At 48.8% G+C, this 12,474-nt stretch carries 10 protein-coding genes and 1 other RNA gene; all 11 read right to left on the bottom strand.

What is annotated here, in order from left to right; genetic code table 11:
* Window positions 1-14: 14 nt before the first annotated feature.
* Window positions 15-379: a transfer-messenger RNA gene (ssrA, locus tag BBG47_RS14335) on the bottom strand.
* A gap of 301 nt (window positions 380-680) precedes the next feature.
* Complete coding sequence (gene smpB / locus BBG47_RS14330; RefSeq protein ID WP_021252812.1) at window positions 681-1,154, bottom strand: SsrA-binding protein SmpB; 474 nt, start codon at window positions 1,152-1,154, stop codon at window positions 681-683.
* Window positions 1,155-1,387: 233 nt separating this feature from the next.
* A complete protein-coding gene (locus BBG47_RS14325) occupies window positions 1,388-2,224 on the bottom strand; it encodes an MgtC/SapB family protein (protein ID WP_065292247.1) in 837 nt (278 codons plus the stop codon).
* A gap of 208 nt (window positions 2,225-2,432) precedes the next feature.
* Window positions 2,433-5,645 (bottom strand): ribonuclease R, encoded by a 3,213-nt coding sequence (gene rnr / locus BBG47_RS14320; RefSeq protein ID WP_065292246.1) that lies wholly within the window; start codon window positions 5,643-5,645, stop codon window positions 2,433-2,435.
* Window positions 5,646-5,848: 203 nt separating this feature from the next.
* Window positions 5,849-6,085 carry a preprotein translocase subunit SecG gene (gene secG, locus BBG47_RS14315; protein WP_021252815.1) on the bottom strand — a complete coding sequence of 79 codons (237 nt, stop codon included), beginning with the start codon at window positions 6,083-6,085 and terminating at the stop codon, window positions 5,849-5,851.
* Between the two features lie 165 nt (window positions 6,086-6,250).
* Entirely contained in the window at window positions 6,251-7,072 is an 822-nt protein-coding gene (gene pdxK / locus BBG47_RS14310) for a pyridoxine/pyridoxal/pyridoxamine kinase (RefSeq protein WP_065292245.1), read from the bottom strand.
* A gap of 90 nt (window positions 7,073-7,162) precedes the next feature.
* Complete coding sequence (locus tag BBG47_RS14305; RefSeq protein WP_065292244.1) at window positions 7,163-8,098, bottom strand: DUF4097 family beta strand repeat-containing protein; 936 nt, start codon at window positions 8,096-8,098, stop codon at window positions 7,163-7,165.
* Window positions 8,095-8,832, bottom strand: a complete 738-nt coding sequence (locus tag BBG47_RS14300; RefSeq protein ID WP_065292252.1) for a DUF1700 domain-containing protein — start codon at window positions 8,830-8,832, stop codon at window positions 8,095-8,097. The genes BBG47_RS14305 and BBG47_RS14300 overlap by 4 nt, the downstream gene beginning before the upstream one ends.
* Window positions 8,833-8,846: 14 nt before the next feature.
* On the bottom strand, window positions 8,847-9,188 hold the full coding sequence (locus tag BBG47_RS14295) for a PadR family transcriptional regulator (protein WP_094183167.1): 342 nt from the start codon (window positions 9,186-9,188) through the stop codon (window positions 8,847-8,849).
* Window positions 9,189-9,581: 393 nt separating this feature from the next.
* Entirely contained in the window at window positions 9,582-10,868 is a 1,287-nt protein-coding gene (eno, locus tag BBG47_RS14290; protein WP_021258213.1) for a phosphopyruvate hydratase, read from the bottom strand.
* A gap of 67 nt (window positions 10,869-10,935) precedes the next feature.
* Window positions 10,936-12,474, bottom strand: a complete 1,539-nt coding sequence (gpmI, locus tag BBG47_RS14285; RefSeq protein WP_065292243.1) for a 2,3-bisphosphoglycerate-independent phosphoglycerate mutase — start codon at window positions 12,472-12,474, stop codon at window positions 10,936-10,938.

Raw genomic sequence — 12,474 nt, 5'->3', positions numbered from 1 at the left:
GGTCGGCTTAATGATGGTGGAGGCGAGGGGATTCGAACCCCTGTCCGAAGATAACGCAACACGAGCTTCTACGGGTGTAGTCACAGTTTTGATGTCACCCGAGCATCGCCCCGTAACCGGCTATGCTTTGGGTCAGCCTGATTGTCTTCTTCAGCACACCCCAGGCGGAGATGTGACAGCGTATCCCACTAAAAGTTGAGCCCCTATCTCGGCACATGGGCGATGCAGAGTAGAAGCACGCTCACAGGTTATTAAGCTGCGAAAGCGTAGTTTGTTTGTTGTTTGCCGTTTAAATGGCTTTAGCGTTGATGAAGTGGACGCGTCCCCACTACCCGCTACCCGAGCCCGAACTATCCCCGTCGAATCCAAGAACGCCCCCATAAGTGATAAGCGAGCCTCGCCCATCAGGGGAATAGAGTCTTGAATTAAAGAGAATCTAGTTAAGACACAGATAGTGTATCCTTCCACACTATTCAGTTGTCAATGATGTTCGTATTCGGTCAGCAGCGATACCATACTGTGCAGTAGTTCGTTACCGACACGTTTATTATAACACACTCAAACGAAAGTTGTTAGTCAACTTGTTGCCAGTGCTACATGCCATTTCCTTGGTACAAATGATCCAAAAGGAATACTGCTAGCAACAGTAGCAAAAAATCGCATTATGCCTCAAGCAAACCTTAATACTTCTGCTTCTCACGCAGCGCGCGTTGAATTTGACGATCCGCATCCCGCTTCGCAGCCGTTTCACGCTTATCGTAGTTCTTCTTGCCTCGTCCGAGTCCAATCAGCAGCTTCGCATACCCGTTGCGAACGTATACCTTCAACGGAACGAGCGTGTACCCTTCCTGCTTCGTCTGCCCGATCAGCTTGTTGATCTGCTCTTTGTGCAGCAGCAGCTTGCGCGCACGCGTCGGATCAGTAGGATTGTGTCGATTACCCTGCTCGAATGGGCTAATATGCATATTGTGAATAAACGCCTCACCACCGCGAATCGTAGCAAAGGAGTCATTAATGTTCGCTTTGCTCATGCGCAGCGACTTAATTTCTGTCCCTGTCAGCACCATGCCCGCTTCATAAGTGTCCTCAATAAAATAATCATGGGACGCCTTCTTATTTTGGGCTAAAACTTTATTATCATTCTTCTTACCCATGATTGCCCTCCAACGTTACGACAATGACATCATCACCAAGTGAACAAGGCAAAATTGCTTTGAACCACGTCACTATAGCTTGTTGCTTAGAAGTATATTGTACCAAAAAGAACACCCTCGACTCAAGCAAGAAACATATCGGATTCAAATGATATTAGGCAAGAATAAGCACAGACTATGTTTGGCTTAAGGTGTTCTTCAATTCATATCTCGTAATCGTAAAGCAACTCCAATTACGATAACATATGAACATCCGAGACTCCCTGTAATCGAAGTATCGCCTCGCAGCATACGGCTACCGATTTTATATCCTCAGACAGCACCTTCAGTTCAATTTGCAAATGTCTTGCACTTGCCAAGGTTCGCTCTTTGTCATCCATGTCTTCGGGGTGGCCACCCTCCCTGACGACTTCCATATCGCTTTCAGACAAGTGGTCGCTTCTATCCTTCTGTTCTGAGCCCTGTCCCGCTCCAAGCCACTTCGTCCATGACTTCCCTACATTGCGCTCCGGCCGCATGCGAATGCTTCGTACCGTAAGTCCCTGCTCCTCTGCAACCTTTGTCAATTCTGACAGCCATCCTTCACGTTCCTCCACAACAACTCCCAGCTCGTGAATTCGATGTGCAACCCTATTTTTAATATCATACTTATTCAGCAGCCACAAAGCGACGAGAGATAAGGCACAACCGAATAAGGCCGCAGAAATAAAGCCAGAGCCGCAAGCAAGCCCAATCGCCGCCGAAACCCACAAGGAAGCAGCTGTCGTTAGCCCCTTCACACTAGTTCCATTGCGTATTATCGTCCCTGCTCCAAGGAAGCCAACGCCGCTGACGACCTGAGCCGCAATTCGCGCCACATCCACAGCGGCTTTATTATCACCGCTTAAATCTGGGAATCCGTATACCGATATGAGCATGACAAGCGCCGATCCGAGGCTCACCAACATGTGCGTCCTTAGCCCTGCAGCCTGACTTCGCTTCTCCCGTTCCAATCCAATACAGCCACCTAGCACTAATGCAAGCACCATACGCAGCATAACATGATACATCGATATATCTGAAGGGCTCATCTTACTCACCTCTCTAACGAAGTAAAAAGCAGCGTCTCCTAAGATATGTACATTGTATCATATGTATTCCGTTTGATTGTCCGTATGCCCACCTAAGCGTTGAAATCGAAACCCCAGCTTCCATCTCACAGAAAATAATAAACGGCCCCAGTCCCGCTCTTAAGCGGAACCAAAGCCGTTATTTCTTACTTGTTAGAAAACGGAAAACTTATCGCTTCTTACGAACAAACTTTGCAGTCTTGCTGTTTGTTTTCCCCTTCTGCTTTGCTACTTTGTGGGCAGATTCGCCTTGATTACGAGCCTTTGCCGCATCTTCACCAATGAAGATCCCGCTTTCGGACGTCGTTCTCCGCCCCTTCTTGCCGCCAGATGTGCCGCTACCTCGATAGGAGCCTCCATCACGCCCTGGTTTTCTACCGCCCTGATCATTGCCACCTGATCGACCATAACCGCCTCGGCCAGAGCCAAAGTCGAAGGAGCGTGGACGATCAGCTTCTTGTTCCGCATCTGCAATGAGACGATCTACCCAATTGGAGTCATCATACTCCTTCTTCGCTGGGGCTGGACGCTCCGCATTCCCTTGGCCTGCGCCAAAGTTAATGCCACCCTTACCGCGTGGCTGAGGTGCACTTGATGACTTCTCATATGGATTGACTCCACGACCCTGCTCTTCGCGCCGTCCTTTGCGTCCACGGCGGCCCCTCTGCTGCTCACGGAATTCGCCTTGGTTATACCAATCGCCAGCGAATGCGTCGGCCTCTTGCTCCACAGCATCACCATTGTTGTGACGCTCATAACGAGCATCCCGCTCCAATCGCTCCTCATGCTGGTGCTGATCTCGTCCGTAACCCCCACGCAACTGTTGGGTCGAAGAAGCACCATACTGTTCATAAGCTTGCTGTTCCGCAGGATCTATGCCAGTGACACGTCTATCAGCACGACCAGCTCCAGGCATGCCTTGACCAGCGTGCCGATCTACACGACCGTCTCCACGTGTACCTTGACCAGCAGGCTGATCTGCACGACGACCACGATCGAAACGTTCTGTCGGACGACTATCTCGACCGCCCAGTCGATCCGAACGACCGCCTCTTGCTCCTCTATCCGCATCGCGGCCATTTCGCGGTTGTCCACCACGGTCGCGTTCTCCTGGACGGCCGCCTTTTCCATCCTTACGGCCCTTATAGTCGCTACGTCCAGTTCCACCGCGTCCTTCGGCACCAAATCCACCGCGACCACGTTTTTTCCGGATGTCGAAGCCGAATTCACGTCCGTTATGGCGAGACTTGCTCTCAATCAGCTCAAAATCAATCGTATGCTCATCCATATTGACACGAGCTACCCGAATACGAACTTCATCGCCAATACGGAATACATTTGCCGTCCGTTCCCCGATCAGCACCATATGCTGCTCATGGAAGTGGTAATAATCATCATTCAATTCACTTAGTCGAATAAGCCCTTCAACCGTATTATCCAGCTCAACAAACATCCCGAAGCTTGTCACACTGCTAATAATGCCGTCAAATTCCTCGCCGACCTTATCGAGCATGAATTCTGCCTTCTTCAGCGCTGTTGTGTCGCGTTCTGCATCAACGGCTACCCGCTCACGCTCTGAGGACTGCTGCGCAATATCCGGCATGCGCGCATGTAGCTGCTCCAAGCGCTTCTCAGGCAACGCTCCTCCATTATCCATCACTTCCCGCATGACTCGGTGAATGACCAAGTCTGGGTAACGGCGGATAGGTGATGTGAAGTGCGAATAGAATTCAGCAGCTAGTCCGAAGTGGCCTGTCATCTCCGCATCATACTTCGCCTGCTTCATTGAGCGAAGCATCATCGTGCTGATCACAGTCTGCTCACGCGTTCCCTCAATTTCCTCGAGCAGCATCTGCAAGGAACGAGGATGTACCGAATTGCCCTTGCCTCGAACAACATATCCGAAGTTCGCTGCGAAGGACATGAAGTTGAACAGCTTCTCACTATTCGGCTCTTCATGAATCCGGTATAGGAACGGAACTCTGAGCCAGTGGAAATGCTCCGCAACCGTCTCGTTAGCTGCCAGCATGAACTCTTCAATAATCTGCTCCGCAATCGTACGTTCCCGCTTGATGATATCGGTCGGTACGCCCTTCTCATCAACCAACACCTTCGATTCCACAAAATCGAAATCAATTGCGCCACGGTTCATCCGCTTCTGGCGGAGCTTCAGCGCCAATTCCTTCATCAGCTTGAAGCTGTCAACCAAATAAGCGTAGCGTGCTGATACCTCAGGATCCTCATCCTCAACGATTTTCCGTACATTAGTGTACGTCATACGCTCAACAGTACGAATTACACTCGGGAATACATCATGCTTCACGAGCTTCGCCTTCTCATCGAATTCCATCTCGCAGGACAATGTCAAACGATCCACACGCGGATGGAGGGAGCATATTCCGTTGGACAATCGATGCGGCAGCATCGGAATAACTCGATCCACCAGATACACACTGCAGCCGCGAGCATATGCCTCGCGATCCAGCGCAGAACCTTCCTTCACATAATAGCCGACGTCTGCAATATGGACGCCAAGCTTGTAATGTCCATTCGGAAGCTGCTCTACATATACCGCATCATCCAAGTCCTTCGCATCTTCTCCATCAATCGTGACGATATTCATGCCCCGTAAATCACGGCGTCGCTGACTGATGATTTCTTCCTCGGTTATGGAATCCGGCACAGCTTCTGCTTCTGCCATCACTTCATCAGGGAACGCCTCCGGAAGCTGATGCTTACGGATGACGGACAAAATATCAACGCCAGGATCATCCTTGTGACCAAGAATTTCGGCCACCATACCTTGCGCTGCTGCTCTTCCTTCCGGATAGCTTACAATATGGACAACGACCTTCTGCCCGGTAACCGCGCCATGCATATCTTCCTTCGGAATGAAGATGTCGCGATTGATCCGCTTGTCATCTGGAATGACAAATCCATACGATTCGTAATTTTGAAAAAGGCCGACAACACGCTCCACTGCACGCTTCACAATGCGCACAACTTCGCCTTCCAATCGAGCGCCGTCAAAGCCTTTATTCGTCACGCGTACAAGCACGGTATCCCCATGCATCGCAGTCTTCAAATCATTCGCGTGAATGTATACATCGGGGTGCCCCGTTTCTTCCGGAATCAAGAATGCGAAGCCTTTGGCATGCGCCTGCAAGCGACCACGCAGCAAGTTCATACGCTCCGGCACACCGTAGCGGTCTGTACGAGTGCGCAGCACCTTACCCTCTTCTTCCATTTGATTCAACATTTTCAGAAATGCCTTGAACTCTGAAGCGCCTTCAATATCGAAATGCTGCTCCAGCTCTTGATAGGTCATCGGCTTATAAGCGGTTTCACGCATAAAGTCCAACAACTGTTGTTCTGTTACCATTCCTTCACCTCACCTTGCCATGACCTGCATGATACAGTATAACAATATATAACCTAGTATACACGAAATAAAATCGTTACATCCCGGCGCTTTTCCTACATTTTTTCCGTTCGATCCACATCGTAACAAGTTTCTTGTCTTCGCCGGAAAAATGGGTACAAAAAAAGCGAGGAGCATGTCCTCGCTTTGCTTACGAATGGGAATTAACCTTTAAGGAAATAAGCTACGATCAGTGACAAGATAAAGAATCCTCCTGCCAATACAACCGTTGCACGTTGCAGGAACAAGTCCAGACCGCGTGCCTTCTGCTTTCCGAATAGATGTTCCGCACCGCCGGAGATGGCACCTGACAAGCCGGCACTTTTCCCTTTCTGCAGAAGCACAATGCTAATCAAACCGATAGAAAAAATGACAAGCAAAATTTTCAAGAAAATTTCCACAGTTACACCTCCTAATGCGTGATACACGTTCGAAAAGCCAAAAACAGTACTTTTATTGTATCACACGAATAAGAAGCAGGCAAGGCTTATCCTCTCTCCCTTTCCTTTCTCTTCCGGAAAGCTACCTCAGGCTACCAGGCATTCTTACATGAATACGTCGCTTACTTATTCTTCGCCATGCTGCAGCAAGCGCAGAGCATTATGGCGCACAGGTCCAACATACTGATTAAGTGGGAAAGAATGACGGATCGCTTCCGTAATGAAGCTCTTCGCCTTATGGACGCTCTCACGTACATCATTCCCCTTCGCCAGTTCTGCTGCTACTGCTGCTGAATACGTACAGCCAGCGCCATGCGTATAGGTTGTATCGATCAGATCAGCATCCAATATTTCGAAGGATTTGCCATCATACAATACATCGACGGAAGTAGGCAATCCAATCTTGGAGCCGCCCTTCACCAATACGTACTTCGCTCCCTGCTCTTGAATGCGGGCAGCGGCTTCCTTCATATCTTCGAGCGTACGGATTGGCGCTGTTCCTGCCAGCTGTGAAGCCTCGAACAAGTTCGGTGTTACCACGACAGCCTTCGGTACGAGTATGTCCCGCAAAGCATCGTTCGTCTCTGGGTGAAGTGCCTCGTCAGCACCCTTGCATACCATAACCGGGTCAACAACGACGTTCGGAATATTATGCTTCTCAATGGTGCGTGCTGCCAGCTCAATGATATCGATAGAACCCAGCATACCAGTCTTCATGCCTGAAATACCGACACTCATGATTGTCTTCAATTGCTCTTCTATCGTGGAGAGCGCGATTGGGAACACCCGGTGCGCCCAACCTTCTTCCGGATCCATCGTTACAATGGTCGTCAATGCGGTCATACCGTACACACCGCGTTCCTGGAATGTTTTTAGGTCAGCTTGAATGCCAGCTCCACCGCTCGTATCCGAGCCAGCCAATGTCAGCACTTTATGAATCGGTTTCATGTGTCCTTACCCCTTTACAGTATCTTGCTCCTCTAAATTTAAGATAAGTACATTATAACCGATTCACATGAATCTTCCGAGAAGCCAATACTATTTTTCGACAATCTTTATACTGCCTGCTTCTGTCCGCACCTTTATAACCATATCGCTTCCATGTTTCTCATTCGGTGCGGAGACGCTTCCTAACTCTGTTTTCAGATCAAACTTCCCGTTGTATTCAGGAACAACACGGATATTCACGCTTCCAAGCTGGCCTTCCGCATCGATCGGATGTGCAGCAGCTTGAACAATAGAGATGGAGCCTGCATTGGCTGAGGCCTGAACATACTTCTTCGTCTGGTTCAAGTCAACACTTCCGAGTGAAGAGCTTGCTTCGATCTCTGCATCGACATTATCTGCTACCACTTGGCCTGAGTCTGATCTAAGCTTAACGAAATCCCCTGTTACGTTCTTTACCTTTACCCTTCCCAGATTACTTGATGCTTCAAGTCGCTTAATATGCCCACCTGTCATTTCAAACGCACCTGCAGACACATTCGACGACAAATTGTCGAGCACAAAATTCTCCGATGTATGGATGATAACCTCATGATAACGGCGCTGCATATTGCCGATGTTGATATTCAACCACCCTGCATGATCATTGTCTTCAAAATTCAGCTCTAGCGTTCCATCCTCTGCTTGAACATCACGAATTCTATTAATGACCGCTTCTGGCGCCTGCCCCTTCAACTCAATCATATTCTTATTATCATTGATCCAGCTTACCTTAACATCCCCATAATCCGCATTGATGACTATACTCTCAAGTTCCCCTACATCAATGCGAGATTCATAATCAGATGTCTTATCTGCCCCTTTTTCCTGACCAGATCCATCCTGTGAGCCTTCCGCAGAGATACGGTACTCATATGAAGGAAGTTGTGACTTAAATAGCTGATTTGGGCCGTAATAGATCAAGCCCGCAACCCCTGCCACGATACACACAATTCCGACCATATTCATAGTTGCACGATTCCAATTCATCTAACCTCGCTCCTTCCTTCATAGGCGACCCAGTGGAAATAGATTCGGTTCCATTTCAAATATGCACGTCCTACAGCAACTATCGCTTGTATTAAAAATATTCCTATTCCAAATGCAATCGCCACGATCGACAACTCTGCACGATAAAACTCTCCGCCAAACCCGACTTTGAATGCGAACAAAAGAGGAGTTGCCAATAACGCTATAGCCGCTACACCAAGCCCAAACCACGTTGCCCATAGCCCGAACATAACTGGGACAACCATAATGCTAATAAAGATCGTACCTGCATAGGCGATAGCTGAACGGGGACGTCGTCCTTCGGACTGCTGATATGGTGGGTAAGCAGTATTCGGTATTCCGCCGTACTCTTGAGAATATCGATTTGGTTCCCCATAATGCTGATTCAAATCCAACGGCTGTTCAGCATTCTTCAGGAAGCTAGGATCCTCGAAGAGTGGAGGTACTTGTGAAGCTTGACCTTGTTGACTAGGAATAAACGGTTCTGTTTCCGGCTCCCGTTCAACCTCTTTATCCCCTCGTTCACCTAACAGCAGCTCGGCCGCAAGTTCTTCTGGATCGCCAAGCTCTCTAGCAATCTCTTCTTCTGTTCGTCCCTGCTGCTTGCTGAATTCAAAGTGTGCATCATACTCTGCTAATATTTCATTGCGCTCCGCCTCTGGAAGCGACAGTAGGCCCATTTTCAATTGCAGCATAAATAACTGCTTATGCATGTTGTTCACCTCTCTCACTTCTCCTTGGATTCTTCTTCTTCCGCTTCGGTAAGCAGATTGGCTACTCCCGACACAAATTTATCCCACTCGGTCACGAGCTCATTCATATAATCCTTGCCTACTGAAGTAAGCTTATAATATTTCCGTGGCGGTCCCTCGGTAGATTCTTGCAAATAGGTTGTACAGTGACCATCCGCAACCATCCGCCGCAGAACTGGATATAGAGCACCTTCGGCAACCTCCACATGCTTGGATATCTGCTGGGCCAGCTCGAAGCCGTAACGATCTCTCTGGTTAATGAGAACCATGACACACAGTCCGAGCACCCCTTTTTTAAATTGAACGATTTCCTTCAATCGAGTCACCCCCACTCCATAACGTGATGAATTATAATTTATGATTCAGTATTGTATATTGATTAGTAGTACACGATGATTATATCCCCTGGAATAGTGTTCCACAATAGGTTATTTCCAAAACTAGCCTCAGGTCTAGGTAAAACCCATCTCTAGTCGGAGCGAATCGATGAAGAATAATTTCACAAGGATCAGAACTGGGGAAGAACAAAGAGAAATAAGGGAAGACAAGAAGGACAAGTACGAAAGGCAAGCAAGAGTAAAAGGTAGATTAAAGGAAGAGCACAATATGCCTACCTCACATATGGATATGGGGTCATAAAAAAGAAGCCAGACCCCTTCAAGGGAGTCTGGCTTCTATCGAATCAGCAAGCCGCTTGTGCGGCAAGCCAATTATTTTTTCAAGTTATAGAAGGATTTCAAGCCGTCGTAACGAGCTGTGCTTCCCAAGTTGTCTTCGATGCGAAGCAATTGGTTGTACTTCGCAACGCGGTCTGTACGGGAAGGAGCACCTGTCTTGATTTGGCCAGCGTTAGTTGCAACCGCGATGTCAGCGATTGTGCTGTCTTCGGACTCACCAGAACGGTGGGAGATAACAGCTGTGTAGCCAGCGCGTTTTGCCATTTCGATCGCTTCGAATGTTTCTGTAAGCGTACCGATTTGGTTAACTTTAACCAAGATGGAGTTACCGATTCCTTTTTCGATACCTTGAGCAAGACGCTCCGTGTTTGTAACGAACAAGTCGTCACCAACGAGTTGTACTTTGCCGCCCAATTTTTCAGTGAGCAACTTCCAGCCATCCCAATCGTCTTCGGACATACCGTCTTCGATTGTGATGATTGGGTACTTATCAACCCAAGAAGCAAGAAGGTCAACATACTCAGCAGATGTGTAGGACTTGCCTTCGCCTGCCAATGTGTATTTACCGTCTTTGTAGAACTCAGTGGACGCAACGTCCATACCCAAGAATACTTCTTCGCCTGGCTTGTAGCCAGCTTTTTCGATTGCTTCGATGATAACTTGAAGCGCTTCTTCGTTGGAACCAAGGTTAGGAGCGAATCCACCTTCGTCACCTACTGCAGTGTTCAAGCCTTTGCCCTTCAATACGGACTTCAGGTTGTGGAAGATTTCAGCACCCATGCGAAGTGCTTCTTTGAAGTTAGGTGCGCCTACTGGCAATACCATGAACTCTTGAACGTCGATGTTGTTGTCAGCATGCTCACCACCGTTGATGATGTTCATCATTGGTACTGGCAATTGCTTCGCGTTAAATCCGCCAAGGTATGTGTACAAAGGCATATCCAATGCATGTGCAGCAGCGCGAGCTACAGCCATGGATACAGCCAAGATTGCGTTAGCACCCAATTTGCCTTTGTTAGGCGTGCCATCAAGCTCGATCATCGCTTTGTCGATTGCAACTTGGTCAAGAGCATCGTAACCGATGATTTCTGGAGCGATAATTTCGTTTACGTTTTTAACAGCGTTCTCTACGCCTTTACCAACGTAACGGCCTTTGTCGCCATCGCGAAGCTCAACTGCTTCGTGGGCACCAGTGGATGCACCGGAAGGTACGATTGCACGGCCGAAGCCGCCGGATTCCAATTTTACTTCTACTTCTACCGTAGGGTTACCACGGGAGTCAAGCACTTCGCGTGCGTATACGTCCATAATCATTGTCATGGTGTGTACAACTCCTTTTTTGATTGTTTATAGATAAATTACTATATATCTAGGTAAGTTGTAAAACTTACTTCTTAATCATGGTTTGTCCAGTCATCTCTGCTGGCTGAGGAACGTTCATCAAGTCAAGAATCGTCGGAGCGATGTCTGCCAAGATGCCGCCTTCGCGCAATTCCACGTCATTCGAAGTAACGATGAATGGAACCGGGTTCGTCGTATGTGCAGTGAATGGACGGCCTTGCTCGTCGAATACCATATCCGCGTTGCCGTGATCCGCCGTAATGAGGCAGACGCCGCCTTTCGCCAATACCGCTTCAACTACCTTGCCCATGCACTCATCCGTAGCTTCTACGGCCTTGATTGTTGGTTCCAGCATACCGGAGTGACCAACCATATCAGGATTGGCGAAGTTCAGGATAATCGTATCGAACTGGTCAGAGTTGATTTCGTTCACAGCTGCTTCTGCAACTTCGTAAGCACTCATTTCAGGCTGCAGGTCGTAAGTTGCTACCTTAGGCGAGTTGATAAGCACACGCTTCTCACCAGGAAGTTCAACGTCACGGCCGCCGCTGAAGAAGAACGTTACGTGCGGATACTTCTCAGTTTCCGCAATGCGAAGCTGCTTCTTGCCATGCTGCACGAGCACTTCACCAAGCGTGTTGTCCAACTCTTTTGGAGAGTAAGCAACATATCCGCCAACTGTTTCTGCGAACAGCGTAAGCGCAACGAAATGCAAGTTCTTAGGAAACTTGTCGCCACGATCGAAGCCGCGGAAATCATCGTTGGTGAACACTTGGCCAAGCTGGATCGCACGGTCTGGGCGGAAGTTCATGAATACGACGGAGTCGCCTTCTTGAACCAAGCCAACCGGCTGATCGTTCTCATCCACAATTACCGTAGGCATAACGAACTCGTCATATACGGATTGGGAATAAGATTCTTCAACTGCAGCAATTGGATCGCGGTATTTTGGGCCTTCGCCGTATACCATTGCGCGGTACGATTTCTCAACACGTTCCCAGCGCTTGTCGCGATCCATCGCATAGTAGCGGCCTTGAACCGTAGCGATACGGCCTATGCCAACTTCAGCGATGTTGGCTTGCAGCTTTTCGATATATCCGCGGGAGCTATCAGGCGCAACATCACGGCCATCCAAGAATGCGTGAATGTATACGTCCTTCAAGCCTTCACGCGCACAGAGATCGAGCATCGCAAGCGCGTGGTCGATATGGCTGTGTACGCCACCATCAGACAACAATCCGTAAATGTGAAGCGCCTTGTTGTTCTCCTTCGCAGTCTTCACTGCTGCAAGCAGTGTTTCGTTCGAGAAGAAGTCGCCCTCACGGATCGATTTCGTAATACGAGTCAGGTCTTGATATACGATGCGGCCTGCACCGATGTTCAAGTGACCTACCTCGGAGTTCCCCATTTGACCTTCTGGCAAGCCTACCGCTTCGCCGCAAGCTGTCAGTGTCGTATGAGGGAATTGGCTCATGTAACGGTCGTAGTTTGGCTTGTTCGCTTGCGCGACTGCGTTGCCAACGAGTGTATCGCGAAGTCCGAAGCCGTCCATGATGATAAGGGCTACCGGTCTAGGTGCGGGCAT

Source organism: Paenibacillus sp. KS1, from assembly GCF_001680695.1.
GTDB classification, from domain to species: domain Bacteria; phylum Bacillota; class Bacilli; order Paenibacillales; family Paenibacillaceae; genus Paenibacillus_B; species Paenibacillus_B suaedae.
The sequence above is the reverse complement of the archived record's forward strand: the minus strand, read 5'-3'. Positions and strand labels throughout refer to the sequence as shown.